Below are 15028 nucleotides of genomic sequence, written 5' to 3'. Positions count from 1 at the left end.
GGGCCCGGGCGGTGCTCTGTCCTGTCAGGTCGCATCGCTGATCACGCCCTCGGGTTTTGTGGTGTAGCCGTAGCCGTCACCTCGCTGAAGGAGGGCCAGGTTCTTGTGCGACGTCTTGACGGCCCCTGCGGGAGTGGTGACGGTGTGGCTGCCGCTGGAGCGGACCGCGACGCGTCCGGTGCGGGTTCCGGCCCACCGGCCCGCCGGGACCGTGGCGCGGGCCAGGTCGCCGGTGGCGAACCCGAAGAACCGCTTGGTGCGGGGCAGTCGTAGCCGGGGGAACCCGTGCCGGTCTGTGCGGGTGCGGGCGTAGGTGCCGCGTCCGGTGGCCGCGACGGCCAGCACGGTGTGCGGGGTGTGGTCGATGGTGTCCAAGTGGCCGACGCACAGGGCGTCCAGGGTGTGTGTCTTGGGCAGGCCGGTGCGGGTGCGGTTCCACTTGGTGCGCCCGCCGGACGCGGTCCGCACGGCGGGGAAGGCGGCATGCAAGGCCCGCCATAGTGCCCACCGGGTGGCGTTGACGGCTGCTGCATCGCTGAGCGGGGCTTTGGCGTGAGCGAGGATGCGGGCGAGCCGCTCGGGGGACGTGTCGAGGAAGTTTTGCACCGGCCGGTTGTTCTTGGCCTGGTTGCAGGGGATGCAGGCGGTGCACAGGTTGCCGATCCGGTCGGAGCCGCCCTTGGATCGGGGGTGGATGTGGTCGATGTTGAGCGGCACCGCGGTGGCGTCGCAGTAGGCGCAGGCGCGTCCCCACTTGGCCAGCAGGTATTCGCGCACTTCGGTGCCGTGCAGCGTGCCTTGCTGGTATTCGGCTCCTTCCAGGGGGCGGCCGGCGGAGATGGCGTGGGTGTCGAACGCGACCCGTTCCAGGTGCACCGCGCGGACGGGTGCCCACCGGGCCAGGCGCGCGGTCCAGGCCATGGTGGTCTCGACCCGGTGCCGCAGTGACGGCGCCAGCCACCCCTGCGGTTTGGTGCGGTTGGAAAAGCGAGGTGCGCGGTGGCGCAGGTTCCGCGATCTGCGGCCCCGGCGGTAGGCGGCGCGCCGCGACAGCCTGTCCCGGATGCTGCCGCCCCGGTGGGCGAGATCGATGCCGTACAGGCCCCGGCGGTTCCCTTCTTTGTCGGTGAACACGGCGATGCCGGTGTGCTTGGAGCCGGGGTCTATTCCGACCTCGACACCGTCCACCTGCGACTGGGCGATGGTGCGGTCCTTGACCCGGATGACGAACGGGGTGTGGCGGGCGACCACCGCCCGCCCGGACTTGAGCAGCCTGCGCGCCCTGGCGGGCGTGGTCGGCTGCAACGGTGCGCCGTGCTTGTCCAGGACGAACACGGCGGGGTGGCCCTCACGGGCCTTCTCCCCGACCGCAGGGCCGGGGGTGACGCGCCCGGCGCCAGGTGAGGCGCCGAGCATCTCCCCTCGCACATGTACCGCGCCGGGTGCCTGACGGCGTTCAAGTCCCGTTTCGTCCCCGATCCGGGGGTTGTCTGCTGACTCGAATTCGAGAGCGGGCTGCTGAGGAAGCACAGCCTGGTCGGTCTTCGGTCCTACGCGATACGTAGCCAACGTCGTTCACCTCCAATGTGCTGTTGGCTGGTGCTGGTAACGGCGGCCCTCAGCCAGTGCGGCTGAAAGCCCCCTCCTTCGCTTCAGGAGGGGGATCCCGTTACGCGCCGTCTCCCTCCGCTTCCTCTTCGTGGGGTTGGGTCTCGAACTGCTTGATCAGGTTGAGCAGGAACCGGCGGACGGCCGCCTCGTCGCCCTCGTCCACGACGTCGTAGAGCCGGGCCAGGTCCTGGCCGATGGGCTGGGACTTCTCAGCGAGCAGCCGCCGGCCGGAGTCGGTGATGCGCAGCATCACGCCGCGCCGGTCCCGGTAGGAGCGCTCGCGCCGCACATGCCCGTTGCGCTCCAGGGTGTCGACCACCGAGGTGACGGTCGCCGGGGTGACGAGGAGCCGCTTGGCGACCTCGCCCGGACGCAGCCCGTCTTCGACGATGAGCAGCCGCAGCAGGAAGAAACCGGTCGGGCTGATGCCGTGCCTCTCGATGATCCGCCACACGACGGGCCCGGACAGCCGTGAGGCCAGGCCGAACAGCCGGCCGATCGGCCACTCCTCCATGGACGGGAACGTCTTCAGGTCATGGAAGCCGAGGTTCTCCATGGCGAAGATGTTAGTCGGCTGATGGTTAGAGGGCAAATCTTTAGATGACTAAGTATTTGTCGTTCACAGTGTCAATGTAAGTTGACAAGGAGGTGATGTCAACATTGGTTGACAAAACCTTCCCGTACCAGGTGTTGACCGCCGTCCCCGGGATGGGCATCGTCGCCTGAATGATCTGGATGTCGAAACGGCGATCAGGCGCCCTGGCCGCCGCCGCGGTACTGGCCGTCGCCGGATGCGGCGGCGGAGGAGGCGGCGGCGAGCGCGAGCAGACGCCTGCGCCGCGAGGCGCGTCCCCGCCGGCGTCCCCGTCGGCGTCGCCTCTCCCGGAGCCCAACGGCACGCTCGCGAAGGCCCCGCGGGGCCTGGCCGAGGACCTGAACCGGACGCACCGGGCCATCGGCCCCGCGGTGGACGAGTGGGTGCGCGGCGACCCGCGCCGGACCGGGCCGCCCGCCGCGGTCGTCCACCTGGCTCTGCGGCAGCAGCGGCTCTACCGGGTGCTGGCCAAGGACCGCGGCCTCGAACGGCGCACGCTGGCGCGGCTGCCGGAGGCGGTCGCCGGCCCGGCGCGCGACAACGTGACGGCCGTCCGCAAGCTGCTGGAGCTGGCGAAGCCGGCGGACGACCTCGGCAAGTTCCGCACGCAGGAGCCCCCGCCCGCCGGGGTGCTGCTGAAGCACTTCAAGGACGCCGGGAAGCGGTTCGGCGTCGACTGGCAGGTGCTCGCCGCGATCATGCTGGTGGAGACGAAGTACGGGCGGGTGAAGTCGCCGAGCTGGGCGGGGGCGCAGGGGCCCATGCAGTTCATGCCCGCCACCTGGCGGCAGTACGGGATGGGCGGCGACATCCGCGACCCGCGCGACGCGGTGATGGGCGCCGCCAACTACCTGAAGTCCTCCGGAGCGCCGGGCGACTACCGGCGGGCGCTCCACGCCTACAACCCGACCCCGCTCTACGTCGAGTCGGTGCAACGGCACGCGCGCCGGATGAGAAAGGACCCGCGCGCCTACTACGCCTACTACAACTGGCAGGTCTTCGTGGTGACCACCCGCGGCGACGTCCGCATCACCGGCCCCGGCGCCCGCCGCTGAACCCGGTCACGGCGCGCTCCCGCTGCGCGGGCGACACCGGGGTCGTCGCGGGGTCCTTGGCGCATGCCCCGACACCGGCGGCGAATGTGGCCCTCGTCTCAGCAGGTGGGAAAAGGGGGTGCCCGTGTTGAATAGAAATCCGGCCTCATGCATACTCTTGCTTGTTGCTTCCGAAGGGCAGAGTGGACATGGGAATCCGGACGGCGGTCGCCGGCGCCAGCGGTTACGCGGGCGGCGAGCTGCTGCGCATCCTCGCGGGACATCCAGAGTTCGAGATCGGCGCGCTGACGGCGGGCTCCAACGCGGGCTCCGAACTGGGCGCGCACCAGCCCCACCTGCGATCCCTGGCCGGGCGCGTCCTGGCCGAGACCACCCCGGAAACGCTCGCCGGCCACGACGTCGTGTTCCTGGCGCTGCCGCACGGCCGGTCGGCGGAGATCGCCGCGCAGCTGGGCGAGGACGTCCTGGTCATCGACTGCGGCGCCGACCACCGGCTCACCGACCCGGCCCACTGGGAGAAGTTCTACGGGACGCCCCACGCGGGCACCTGGCCCTACGGGCTCCCCGAAATGCCCGGGCGGCGCGACGCCCTGCGCTCCGCCAGGCGCGTCGCGGTCCCCGGCTGCTACCCGACGGCGGTCACCCTCGCGCTGTTCCCGGCATTCGCCGCCGGGCTCGCCGAACCCGACGTCGTCGTGGTCGCCGCGTCCGGGACCTCGGGCGCCGGACGGGCCCTCAAACCGCACCTGCTGGGCAGCGAGGTCATGGGCTCGGTCTCCGCGTACGCCGCCGGCGGAGCGCATAGGCATACACCCGAGATGATCCAGAACCTGAGCGCGGTCGCGGGGGAGCCGGTCACGGTGTCCTTCACCCCGACGCTCGCGCCGATGAGCCGCGGCATCCTCGCCACCTGCACGGCCAAGGCGCGCCCCGGCGTGACCGCCGCGGCGGTGCGCGCCGCCTATGACGAGGCGTACGCGGGCGAGCCGTTCCTCGGGCTGCTGCCCGAGGGGCGGTGGCCCGCCACGTCCATGACCCTCGGCGCGAACACCGTGCTCGTCCAGGCCGTCCTCGACGAGGACGCCGGGCGCGTCGTCGTGGTCGCCGCCGTCGACAACCTCGCCAAGGGCACCGCGGGCGGCGCGGTGCAGAGCGCCAACATCGCCCTCGGCCTCCCGGAAGAACTCGGGCTCACCACGATCGGAGTGTCCCCTTGAGCGTCACCGCCCCCCGGGGCTTCCGCGCCGCCGGCGTCGTCGCCGGGCTCAAGGACAGCGGGAACCGCGACCTGGCCCTCGTCGTCAACGACGGGCCGTCCCGCGCCGCGGCCGGGGTCTTCACCCGCAACCGCGTGAAGGCCGCGCCCGTCCTGTGGTCGGAGCAGGTGCTCAAAGGCGGCCGCGTCCACGCCGTCGTGCTGAACGCCGGCGGCGCCAACGCCTGCACCGGGAGCCCCGGGTTCCAGGACACCCACGCCACCGCCGAGAAGGTCGCCGGGCTGCTGGACGACTCGGCCGGCGAGATCGCGGTCTGCTCCACCGGCCTCATCGGCGAGCGGCTCCCGATGGACCTGCTGCTGCCCGGCGTCGACAAGGCCGCCGCCGAACTGTCGCGCGGGGACGGCGGCCTTGCCGCCGCCGACGCGATCCGCACCACCGACACCGTCGCGAAGATCTCCTTCCGGCAGGGCGCCGGCGGCTACATGATCGGCGCGATGGCGAAGGGCGCCGGCATGCTCGCCCCGTCCCTGGCCACCATGCTGTGCGTCATCACCACCGACGCCGACCTGCCCGCCGAGGCCCTGGACCGGGCGCTGCGCTCGGCGACCGCCGTCACCCTCGACCGGCTCGACTCCGACGGCTGCATGTCCACCAACGACACCGTGCTGCTGCTGGCGTCCGGCGCCGCCGGGACGACCCCGGACGAGGAGGAGTTCACGGCGCTGCTCACCGACGTCTGCGGCGACCTCACCCGGCAGCTCCTCGTGGACGCCGAGGGCGCGTCCAAGGCCATCGCGATCGAGGTCGTCGGCGCCGCGAGCGACGGCGACGCGGTCACCGTCGGGCGCTCCATCGCCCGCAACAACCTGCTCAAGTGCGCCATCCACGGCGAGGACCCGAACTGGGGCCGGGTGCTGTCGGCGGTCGGCACCACCGACGCGGTGTTCGAGCCGGACCACCTCAACGTCGCGATCAACGGCGTGTGGGTGTGCCGGAACGGCGCGCCCGGCGACGACCGCGACAAGGTCGACCTGCGTCCGCGCGACGTGACGATCACCGTCGACCTCGCCGCGGGCCCGCACAGCGCGACCGTCTGGACGACCGACCTCACGGCCGACTACGTCCACGAGAACTCGGCGTACTCGACATGAGCGCGATCACCTCGGGTGCGGAGATGCACCAGAACCGGGCCGGCGTCCTGTCCAAGGCCGAGACGCTGATCAAGGCGCTGCCGTGGCTGGAGCGGTTCCACGGGAAGACCGTCGTGATCAAGTACGGCGGGCACGCGATGACCGACGAGGAGCTGCGGCACTCCTTCGCCGAGGACATCGTGTTCCTGCGCTACGCCGGGCTGAAGCCGGTGGTCGTGCACGGCGGCGGCCCGCAGATCAACGCGGCGCTGGCCCGCAACGGCATCGACTCGACGTTCACCGCCGGGCTGCGGGTGACCACGCCGGAGGCCATGGAGGTCGTCCGGATGGTGCTGACCGGCCAGGTGCAGCGGGACGTCGTCGGGCTGATCAACCGGCACGGGCCGTTCGCGGTCGGCATGTCCGGCGAGGACGCGAACCTGTTCACCGCCGAGCGCAAGCACGCGGTGGTGGACGGCGCTCCCGTCGACATCGGCCAGGTCGGCGAGATCGTCGAAGTGCAGGTCGGGGCCGTCCGGGCGCTGCTGGACGACGGCCGGGTCCCGGTGATCTCCAGCATCGCGCGCGGCGACGACGGCGAGGTCTACAACGTCAACGCCGACACGGCCGCCGCCGCGCTCGCCGTCGCGCTGGACGCGGCGAAGCTGGTCGTGCTGACCGACGTCGAGGGCCTGTACGCGGACTGGCCCGGCAGCGAGGACGTGATCGACAGCCTCACCACCGACGAGCTGGCCGTACTTTTGCCGGGCCTGTCGGCGGGGATGGTGCCGAAGATGGAGGCGTGCCTGACGGCCGTGCGCGGCGGCGTCCCGCAGGCCCACGTACTGGACGGGCGCGTCCTGCACAGCCTGCTGCTGGAGATCTTCACCGACGAAGGGATCGGAACGATGGTGCTGCCGAGCCTCCCGGGCGTCCCCGCGGGGGAGGCGTCGTGAGCGGCGCGGACCTCGGGGAGCGGTTCGAGGCCGCGTTCATGCCGAACTACGGCGTCCCGCCGGTCGCGCTGGCGCGCGGCGAGGGCTGCCGGGTGTGGGACGCCGGCGGCCGCGAGTACCTCGACCTGATCGCCGGGATCGCGGTCAGCTCGCTCGGGCACGGCCACCCCGCGCTGGTCGAGGCGGTGTCGTCGCAGGTCGCGACGCTGGCGCATTCGTCCAACCTGTTCCTGCACGAACCGGAGGTGCTGCTCGCCGAGCGGCTGCTGGAGCTGCTGGGCGGCGACGGGAAGGTGTTCCTCGCCAACAGCGGCACCGAGGCCAACGAGTGCGCGCTGAAGCTCGCCATCAAGTACGGCAAGGCGAACGGCCGGTCGTACTACGTCGCCGCGGAGAACGGTTTCCACGGCCGGAGCATGGGGGCGCTGTCCCTGACGGGCAAGGCGTCGATCCGGGAGCCGTTCGGCCCGTTCGGGATCGACGTCCGGTTCGTCCCCTACGGTGACGCGGCCGCTTTGAAGGACGCGGTGGACGAGGACTGCGCCGCCGTCTTCCTGGAGCCCACCCAAGGCGAGGCCGGGGTCGTCCCGCCGCCGGACGGGTACTTCGCCGCCGTCCGCGAGATCTGCGACGCGACGGGCGCGCTGTTCGTCGCCGACGAGATCCAGTCCGCGATCGGCCGGACCGGCACCTGGTTCGCGTTCGAGCACGAGAACGCCAGGCCGGACGTGATCACGCTCGCCAAGGGCCTCGGCGGGGGCCTGCCGATCGGGGCGTGCGTCGCGTTCGGCCCGCACGGCGCCCTGTTCGCGAAGGGCGACCACGGCAGCACGTTCGGCGGGAACCCGGTCGGCGCCGCCGCCGCACTCGCCGTCCTCACCACGATCGAGAAGGACGGCCTGCTCGCCAACGCCGCCGCGGTGGGGGAGGCCCTGGCCGCCGGGCTCGAAGCCATCGGCCATCCGCTGCTCGCCGGGGTGCGGGGCCGCGGTCTCTGGCGCGCCGCCGTCCTCACCGGGCCGCACGCACCCGCCGTCGAGGCCGCCGCCCGCGACGCCGGCTTCCTCATCAACGCGCTCCAGCCGGACGCGCTGCGGATCGCCCCGCCCCTCATCCTCACCGCCGGGGAGGCGCGGTCGTTCACCGCCGCCTTCCCCTCGATCCTCGACGCCGCCTCGCCCGGGCAGGAGGGCTGATCATGACCAGGCACTTCCTCCGCGACGACGACCTCACCCCCGCCGAGCAGGCCGAGGTCCTCGACCTGGCCGCGCGGGTGAAGAACGACCGGTTCGGGTTCCGGCCCCTCGAAGGCCCGCAGTCCGTCGCGGTCCTGTTCGACAAGCCGTCCACCCGGACCCGGATCTCGTTCACCGTCGGCATCGCCGAACTCGGCGGCAACCCCCTCGTCATGGACGCGGGAACCAGCCAGCTCGGCCGAGGCGAGGCCATCGCCGACACCGCCCGCGTCCTGGAACGCCAGGTCGGCGCCATCGTGTGGCGGACGGCCGGGCAGCAGCGCATCGACGAGATGGCGGACGGCACCGCCGTCCCCGTCGTCAACGCCCTCACCGACGAGTTCCACCCCTGCCAGGTCCTCGCCGACCTGCAGACCGTCCGGGAGGCCAGGGGCGACCTCGCCGGCACCGTCCTCGCCTACTTCGGCGACGGCGCCAACAACATGGCCCACTCCTACCTCCTCGGCGGCGCCACCGCCGGGATGCACGTCCGGATCGGCGCCCCCGCGTCCCTGCCGCCCGATCCCGCCGTCGTCACCCGCGCCGCCGAGATCGCCGCCGCGACCGGCGGGTCCGTGACCGTCACCGACGACGCCCGGAAGGCCGCCGCCGGAGCCGACGTCCTCGCCACCGACACGTGGGTGTCGATGGGCCAGGACGGCAAGGACACCTCGCTGTACGAGCCGTACGCCGTGACCGAGGACCTGCTCGCCCTCGCCGCCGCCGACGCGATCGTCCTGCACTGCCTGCCCGCCTACCGCGGCAAGGAGATCGCCGCGTCCGTCCTCGACGGCCCGCGCAGCCGCGTGTGGGACGAGGCGGAGAACCGGCTGCACGCCCAGAAGGCGCTGCTCATCTGGCTTCTGGAGCGGTCCCGGTGACGACTCCCATGACCAAGGCCGCCCGGCACGCCCGGGTGATCGATCTGCTGACCCGGCACCCCGTCCACTCGCAGGGCGAGCTCGCCGGCCTCCTCGCGGACGAGGGCGTCGACGTCACCCAGGCCACGCTGTCGCGCGACCTGGTCGAGATCGGCGCGGTGAAGCTGCGCGCCGACGACGGCAGCCTGATCTACGCCGTCCCCGGAGAGGGCGGCGAGCGGATCCGGCGGGCCCGCACGGGCACCGCCGAGACCTTCACCGGACGGCTCTCCCGGCTCGCCGCGGAGCTGCTCGTCTCGGCCGAGGCGTCGGCCAACCTGGTCATGGTGCGGACCCCGCCGGGGGCCGCGCAGTACCTGGCCTCGGCGATCGACCACGCCGAATGGCCGACGATCCTCGGCACCGTCGCGGGCGACGACTCCATCCTCGTCATCGCCCGCGACCCGCACGGCGGGGACGACGTCGCGCAGGCGCTCCTGCGGCTGACCAACGGACGCGAGCGACGAAGCTAGGGCCGCCCGGCCCGGTCCCAGCCAGAACACCGAAACCTCATGCACGCACACTTCATACACGCACACTTCTCACAGGAGACATGACCATGAGCGAGCGCGTCGTACTCGCGTACTCCGGAGGCCTGGACACCTCCGTCGCCATCCCGTTCCTCGCCGAGCAGACTGGCGGGGAGGTCATCGCGGTGGCCATCGACGTCGGCCAGGGCGGCGAGGACCTCGACACCATCCGCAAGCGGGCACTCGCCTGCGGCGCGGCCGAGTCCGTCGTCGTGGACGCCAAGGAGGAGTTCGCCGCGGACTTCTGCGTCCCCGCCATGCAGGCCAACGCCCTCTACATGGACCGCTACCCGCTGGTGTCCGCGCTGTCGCGGCCGCTGATCGTCAAGCACCTGGTGTCGGCCGCCCGCGAGTTCGGCGGCACCACCGTCTCGCACGGCTGCACCGGCAAGGGCAACGACCAGGTCCGCTTCGAGGCCGGGCTGTCCGCCCTCAACCCCGACCTGAAGGTCATCGCGCCCGCCCGCGACTTCGCCTGGACGCGGGACAAGGCGATCGCGTTCGCCGAGGACAAGGGCCTCCCGATCGACGTGTCTGCCAAGTCCCCGTACTCCATCGACCAGAACCTGTGGGGCCGCGCCGTCGAGACGGGGTTCCTGGAGGACATCTGGAACGGCCCCATCGAGGACGTCTATGACTACACCGCCGACCCCGCCGAGCCGCGCGAGGCCGACGAGGTCGTCATCACCTTCGCCGCCGGCGTGCCCGTCGCGCTCGACGGCCGCCCGCTCACCCCGTACCAGGTCGTCGCCGAGCTGAACCGGCGCGCCGGCGCCCAGGGCGTCGGGCGCATCGACATGGTCGAGGACCGGCTCGTCGGCATCAAGAGCCGCGAGGTCTACGAGGCTCCCGCCGCGATCGCGCTCATCGCCGCGCACATGGAGCTGGAGAACGTCACCGTCGAACGCGACCTCGCCCGCTTCAAGCGGTCCGTCGACCAGCGGTGGGGCGAGCTCGTCTACGACGGCCTGTGGTTCTCGCCGCTGAAGGACTCCCTGGACGCGTTCATCGCCGACGCGCAGAAGCAGGTGTCCGGTGACGTCCGGCTGACCCTGCACGGCGGCCGCGCCGTCGTCACCGGCCGGCGCAGCGACGCGTCCCTCTACGACTACGACCTCGCCACCTACGACACCGGCGACGCCTTCGACCAGAGCCTCGCCAAGGGCTTCGTCGAGCTGTGGAGCCTCCCCAGCAAGATCGCCGCAAAGCGGGACCGGGAAATCTGACCCGGGCGGCCCCGCCACCGCGCGCGACGCTCGCCGGACCGGAGCTCGTCGTTTGATTGGCGGCGGGTGGGGGCTGGAGGACGGTCGTCGAGCGGAGCTCGTCGTTTGATTGGTGGCGGGTGGGGGCTGGAGGACGGTTTCGCCGTACCCTGTGGCGGACGCCGCGTCACCGTGTGGGACGCCGTGCACGCGGCGTCCCACGCCGTGCGTCCGCGCTGCGGCATGGTGAGATGGAAGACGACATTCAGCGGTGGGAAGAAGAGGAATCTCCGTGACCAAGGCACCGACGCGGCTGTGGGGCGGCCGGTTCGAGGGCGGCCCGTCGGACGCGCTCGCTCGGCTCTCGGTGAGCGTCCAGTTCGACTGGCGGCTCGCCCCCTACGACCTGATGGGCTCGCGCGCGCACGCCCGCGTCCTCAACCGGGCGGGGCTGCTCACCGACGACGAGCTGACCCGCATGCTCGGTGCCCTGGACGACCTAGAGGAGGCATGCCGGACCGGGGCGTTCCGGCCCGCCGTCGCCGACGAGGACGTCCACACCGCCCTCGAACGCGGCCTGCTGGAGCGGCTCGGCGCCCTCGGCGGCAAGCTGCGCGCCGGCCGCAGCCGCAACGACCAGGTCGCCACCGACCTGCGCCTCTACCTGCGCGACCACGCACGCCAGATCGTGTCCCGGCTGGTCGAGCTGGAGACCGCGCTGATCGCGCAGGCCGAGCACAACCTCGGTGTCGCCGCGCCCGGCATGACCCACCTCCAGCACGCCCAGCCGGTCCTGTTCTCCCACCAGCTCCTCGCGCACGTCCAGCCGCTCACCCGCGACGTCGAGCGCCTCCGCGACTGGGACAAGCGCGCCGCGATATCCCCGCTCGGCTCCGGTGCCCTCGCGGGCTCGTCCCTGCCGCTGGACCCGCAGGCCACCGCCGCCGAACTCGGCTTCGACGCCGCCGCGCCCAACTCCATGGACGCCGTCGCCGACCGCGACTTCGTCGCCGAGTTCCTCTTCGCCGCCGCGCTGATCGGCGTCCACCTGTCGCGCCTCGGCGAGGAGATCTGCCTCTGGGCGTCGCAGGAGTTCCGCTGGATCGAGATGGACGACACCTACGCGACCGGGTCGTCGATCATGCCGCAGAAGAAGAACCCCGACGTCGCCGAGCTGGCGCGCGGCAAGGCCGGCCGCCTCATCGGCCACCTCGTCGGCCTGCTCACCACCCTCAAGGGCCTGCCGCTCACCTACAACCGCGACCTGCAGGAGGACAAGGAGGGCGCGTTCGACGCCGTCGAGACGCTGCTGCTCGTCCTGCCCGCCATGTCCGGGCTGATCGCGACCATGCGGGTCAACACCGAGCGTCTGGAGGCCCTCGCCCCGGACGGCTTCGCCCTCGCCACCGACCTCGCCGAGCTGCTCGTCCGCCGCGGCGTCGCGTTCCGCGACGCGCACGAGGTCGTCGGGCACCTCGTCGTCTGGTGCCAGGTCAACGACAAGGACTTCGGCGACCTGACCGACGAGGAGCTCGGCAAGGTGTCCCCGCACCTGACCCCGGACGTCCGCGAGGTCCTCAACGTCCAGGGCGCCCTGGCGTCGCGGAAGGCGTACGGAGGCACCGCCCCCGACCGCGTCCGCGAGCAGATGGGCGACCTGCGGACCCTGGTCAACGAGCACGCCGCGTGGGCCAGCGGCTCCGACTCCTGACCCGTTGCCCGCGAGCGAAGTGATCCACGAGTCCGGTCAGAGGCGGCCGCGGGGCGGCCATAAGGTGAGGCGATGAGCGGAGCGCTGCTGCCACGGGACTTCTTCGACCGCCCGGTCGACGAGGTGGCGCCCGCGCTGCTCGGGCAGGTGCTCAGGCACCGCACGCCCGAGGGCGAGGTCGCGGTCAGGCTCACCGAGGTCGAGGCGTACGCGGGGCCCTTGGACCCCGCCTCCCACGCCTTCCGGGGGCGGACGGCGCGCAACGCCGTGATGTTCGGGCCGCCCGGTCACGTCTACGTCTACTTCACCTACGGCATGCATTTCTGCATGAACCTCGTGTGCGGGCCGGACGGGACGTCCATGGCGGTGCTGCTCCGCGCGGGCGAGATCATCGCGGGGGAGGAGACCGCCCGGGCCCGCCGCCCGCGCTCCACCGTCCGCGACCTGGCCCGGGGACCCGCCCGGCTCTGCCAGGCGCTCGGCATCGCCCGCGAGCAGAACGGCCTGGACGTCTGCACGCCCGGCGGACCGCTGACCGTCCACCCGGGTGAACCCGCCGACCCCGGCCTCATCAGGACGGGTCCGCGCACCGGGGTGAACGGCGCCAAGGAGATTCCGTGGCGCTTCTGGATCGACGGCGACCCCACCGTCTCCCCCTACCGGGCCCACGTCCCGCGGCAGCGGAAGAAGATCCCCGCGGACGACTGAGCCGGCATCGCCCCCTGGTCTCCCACCCGCGCCGAAGACGAACCGCACACGGCGCGGAACCGGATGGCCTTCATTGCCGCTCGCCACCACCCGGGCGGCCTTTGAATATCGTTGGCGTGACATGGGCCCGCCGGGCAGTCTGGTGGGCGAACGAAAAGCAAGCCGGAGACGAGGGAGACCGTGACCGACATCCTGGACGATCTCGCGTGGCGCGGCCTGATCGCGCAGTCCACCGACCTGGACGAACTGCGGGCGCTGCTCGCCGCGGGACCGGTCACGCTCTATTGCGGGTTCGACCCGACGGCACCCTCGCTGCACCTCGGCAACCTGATCCAGATCCTCGTGCTGCGGCGCTTCCAGCAGGCGGGGCACCGGCCCCTCGGCCTCGTCGGCGGCGCCACCGGCCTGATCGGCGACCCGAGCGGCAAGAGCGCCGAACGCGTCCTGAACTCCGAGGAGACCGTCGCCGGCTGGGTCGAGCGGATCCGCGGACAGGTGTCGAAGTTCCTCGACTTCGATGAGGGCCCGACGGGCGCGACGATGGTCAGCAACCTGGACTGGACGGGCCCCATGACGGCCATCGAGTTCCTGCGCGACATCGGCAAGCACTTCCCCGTCAACCGGATGCTCGCCCGCGAGACGGTCAAGGCCCGGCTGGACAGCACCGGCATGAGCTACACCGAGTTCAGCTACGTCCTGCTCCAGTCGATGGACTTCCTGGAGCTGTACCGGCGGTACGGGTGCCGGCTGCAGACGGGCGGCAGTGACCAGTGGGGCAACCTCACCGCTGGCGCCGACCTGATCCGCCGCGTCGAGGGCGGCAGCGCGCACGCGCTGACCACGCCGCTGCTCACCAAGGCGGACGGCTCCAAGTTCGGCAAGACCGCGGGCGGCGAGACCTACTGGCTCGACCCCGAGCTGACCTCGCCGTACGCGTTCTACCAGTTCTGGGTCAACGCGGACGACCGGGACGTGGAGAACTACCTCAAGGTCTTCAGCTTCCGCCCCCGCGAGGAGATCGAGGATCTGATCAAGCAGGGCGCCGATCGTCCCGCCGCCCGCGCGCCGCAGCGGGCGCTCGCCGAGGAGATGACCACGCTCCTCCACGGCGCGGACGAGACCGCCAAGGTCGTGGCCGCCTCACGCGCCCTGTTCGGTCAGGGCGCCCTTGAGGAACTGGACGAACGGACGTTGCAGGCCGCGCTCGCAGAGGTGCCCCGCACGGAGATCCCCCCGGGGGATCTGCCGACCGTGGTGGACCTCCTGGCCGCATCGGGCCTGTGCAAGAGCAAGTCCGAGGCACGCCGCGCGATCGTCCAGGGCGGCGCCTACCTCAACAACGCCAAGGTCGAGTCGGAGGACGCCGCACCGGCGGCCACCGACCTCCTCCACGGCCGCTTCCTCGTCCTGCGACGCGGCAAGCGCAACGTGGGCGGCGTCGAGGTGACCGCGTCCTGAACCGTCTGGTGACCGTCCACCCGGGCCGAACGGGTGGACGGTCACCATGGCGAGGGCAAACTTCGGCAAATACACGTCACAGTGCGGTTACGAGGTCGGGTCCGCGGGCATGAGTAGAGCCTTGAAAACCACGGCTGAGCTGGGGTTTCGAGTCCAGCGGGACTGATTTGACGCCCTAGGCGGCCGGATCTAATGTTCTACACGCCCCACAGGGGAGCGGGACGCCGAAAGGCGGCCGGCCCCAAGGGGAACCCTCTACGAACCCATCGGGTGGAGATCCGTCTCGCCCGAAAAGGGATGTATAGGAACGAACCGGCCCAGAGTTGGATAAACGGGACGGATCGGATAGACTGGTGAGGTTGCCCCGGAGCCGGGTCCTGCGGAAGCGGGTCTGGCGCGGTGGGTGTCCGTTTCTTGAGAACTCAACAGCGTGTTAAAAGCCAGTGCCTTTATCGGTCCGGTTGTTGTTTGGCCGGGCCGCCCCGTGCCGCCTCCTGTTGGGGGTGGTGGGGATTTCTTTGAGGCAAGAGGCCCCGTTTGGGGTTTCATTGCTGGGATTGTTTTCCGAGGTTTGGCCGGTCGGGGTTCGCCCCTTGGTCGGTCGTTTGGCCTTAATGGAGAGTTTGATCCTGGCTCAGGACGAACGCTGGCGGCGTGCTTAACACATGCAAGTCGAGCGGAAAGGCCCCTTCGG

Annotated in this window: 13 protein-coding genes and 1 rRNA gene; 12 read left to right on the top strand and 2 right to left on the bottom strand. The window is 71.5% G+C overall.

Going from position 1 to position 15028, the window contains the following annotated elements:
- Nucleotides 1–24 precede the first annotated feature (24 nt).
- Together iscB and AB0C35_RS29280 are read right to left on the bottom strand one after the other, a co-directional pair.
- Entirely contained in the window at nucleotides 25–1416 is a 1392-nt protein-coding gene (gene iscB / locus AB0C35_RS29285) for an RNA-guided endonuclease IscB (RefSeq protein ID WP_358462545.1), read from the bottom strand.
- A gap of 253 nt (nucleotides 1417–1669) precedes the next feature.
- The gene (locus AB0C35_RS29280) at nucleotides 1670–2167 is read right to left on the bottom strand and encodes a MarR family transcriptional regulator (RefSeq protein WP_358462542.1); all 498 of its coding nucleotides are present in this window, start codon (nucleotides 2165–2167) and stop codon (nucleotides 1670–1672) included.
- A gap of 170 nt (nucleotides 2168–2337) precedes the next feature.
- Between AB0C35_RS29280 and AB0C35_RS29275 the strand changes: the two genes are divergently transcribed.
- The 12 genes from AB0C35_RS29275 to AB0C35_RS29220 all read left to right on the top strand — a co-directional run.
- Nucleotides 2338–3261 (top strand): lytic murein transglycosylase, encoded by a 924-nt coding sequence (locus tag AB0C35_RS29275; RefSeq protein WP_358462539.1) that lies wholly within the window; start codon nucleotides 2338–2340, stop codon nucleotides 3259–3261.
- 188 nt (nucleotides 3262–3449) lie between these two features.
- Nucleotides 3450–4478: an N-acetyl-gamma-glutamyl-phosphate reductase gene (gene argC, locus AB0C35_RS29270; protein ID WP_358462888.1), complete on the top strand. Its 1029-nt coding sequence runs from the start codon at nucleotides 3450–3452 to the stop codon at nucleotides 4476–4478.
- Nucleotides 4475–5632 carry a bifunctional glutamate N-acetyltransferase/amino-acid acetyltransferase ArgJ gene (gene argJ, locus AB0C35_RS29265; protein WP_358462536.1) on the top strand — a complete coding sequence of 386 codons (1158 nt, stop codon included), beginning with the start codon at nucleotides 4475–4477 and terminating at the stop codon, nucleotides 5630–5632. The genes argC and argJ overlap by 4 nt, the downstream gene beginning before the upstream one ends.
- Before the next feature lie 23 nt (nucleotides 5633–5655).
- Nucleotides 5656–6567 carry an acetylglutamate kinase gene (gene argB / locus AB0C35_RS29260; RefSeq protein ID WP_358462885.1) on the top strand — a complete coding sequence of 304 codons (912 nt, stop codon included), beginning with the start codon at nucleotides 5656–5658 and terminating at the stop codon, nucleotides 6565–6567.
- Nucleotides 6564–7763: an acetylornithine transaminase gene (locus AB0C35_RS29255; protein ID WP_358462533.1), complete on the top strand. Its 1200-nt coding sequence runs from the start codon at nucleotides 6564–6566 to the stop codon at nucleotides 7761–7763. The genes argB and AB0C35_RS29255 overlap by 4 nt, the downstream gene beginning before the upstream one ends.
- 2 nt (nucleotides 7764–7765) lie before the next feature.
- Nucleotides 7766–8683: an ornithine carbamoyltransferase gene (gene argF, locus AB0C35_RS29250; RefSeq protein ID WP_358462530.1), complete on the top strand. Its 918-nt coding sequence runs from the start codon at nucleotides 7766–7768 to the stop codon at nucleotides 8681–8683.
- 8 nt (nucleotides 8684–8691) lie between these two features.
- Nucleotides 8692–9195, top strand: a complete 504-nt coding sequence (locus AB0C35_RS29245) for an arginine repressor (RefSeq protein ID WP_358462883.1) — start codon at nucleotides 8692–8694, stop codon at nucleotides 9193–9195.
- Between the two features lie 86 nt (nucleotides 9196–9281).
- Nucleotides 9282–10478: an argininosuccinate synthase gene (locus AB0C35_RS29240; protein WP_358462527.1), complete on the top strand. Its 1197-nt coding sequence runs from the start codon at nucleotides 9282–9284 to the stop codon at nucleotides 10476–10478.
- Between the two features lie 271 nt (nucleotides 10479–10749).
- Nucleotides 10750–12168, top strand: a complete 1419-nt coding sequence (argH, locus tag AB0C35_RS29235; RefSeq protein WP_358462524.1) for an argininosuccinate lyase — start codon at nucleotides 10750–10752, stop codon at nucleotides 12166–12168.
- 72 nt (nucleotides 12169–12240) lie between these two features.
- Nucleotides 12241–12876, top strand: a complete 636-nt coding sequence (locus AB0C35_RS29230; RefSeq protein WP_358462521.1) for a DNA-3-methyladenine glycosylase — start codon at nucleotides 12241–12243, stop codon at nucleotides 12874–12876.
- A 180-nt stretch (nucleotides 12877–13056) separates the two neighbouring features.
- On the top strand, nucleotides 13057–14334 hold the full coding sequence (gene tyrS, locus AB0C35_RS29225) for a tyrosine--tRNA ligase (protein ID WP_358462518.1): 1278 nt from the start codon (nucleotides 13057–13059) through the stop codon (nucleotides 14332–14334).
- 611 nt (nucleotides 14335–14945) lie between these two features.
- Nucleotides 14946–15028, top strand: a 16S ribosomal RNA gene (locus AB0C35_RS29220); the annotation flags it as partial.

Origin of the sequence: Spirillospora sp. NPDC048819 (genome assembly GCF_040650055.1) — a bacterium.
Lineage (GTDB): Bacteria > Actinomycetota > Actinomycetes > Streptosporangiales > Streptosporangiaceae > Spirillospora.
The sequence above is the reverse complement of the archived record's forward strand: the minus strand, read 5'-3'. Positions and strand labels throughout refer to the sequence as shown.

Bases quoted from the DNA above. Each gene is read 5' to 3' on its own strand.
- AB0C35_RS29230 (WP_358462521.1), top strand. From the start codon at position 12,241: ATGAGCGGAGCGCTGCTGCCACGGGACTTCTTCGACCGCCCGGTCGAC.
- AB0C35_RS29245 (WP_358462883.1), top strand. From the start codon at position 8,692: ATGACCAAGGCCGCCCGGCACGCCCGGGTGATCGATCTGCTGACCCGG.
- argB (WP_358462885.1), top strand. From the start codon at position 5,656: ATGCACCAGAACCGGGCCGGCGTCCTGTCCAAGGCCGAGACGCTGATC.
- AB0C35_RS29280 (WP_358462542.1), bottom strand. From the start codon at position 2,167: ATGGAGAACCTCGGCTTCCATGACCTGAAGACGTTCCCGTCCATGGAG.
- argC (WP_358462888.1), top strand. From the start codon at position 3,450: ATGGGAATCCGGACGGCGGTCGCCGGCGCCAGCGGTTACGCGGGCGGC.
- AB0C35_RS29240 (WP_358462527.1), top strand. From the start codon at position 9,282: ATGAGCGAGCGCGTCGTACTCGCGTACTCCGGAGGCCTGGACACCTCC.
- AB0C35_RS29275 (WP_358462539.1), top strand. From the start codon at position 2,338: ATGATCTGGATGTCGAAACGGCGATCAGGCGCCCTGGCCGCCGCCGCG.
- argF (WP_358462530.1), top strand. From the start codon at position 7,766: ATGACCAGGCACTTCCTCCGCGACGACGACCTCACCCCCGCCGAGCAG.
- iscB (WP_358462545.1), bottom strand. From the start codon at position 1,416: ATGCTCGGCGCCTCACCTGGCGCCGGGCGCGTCACCCCCGGCCCTGCG.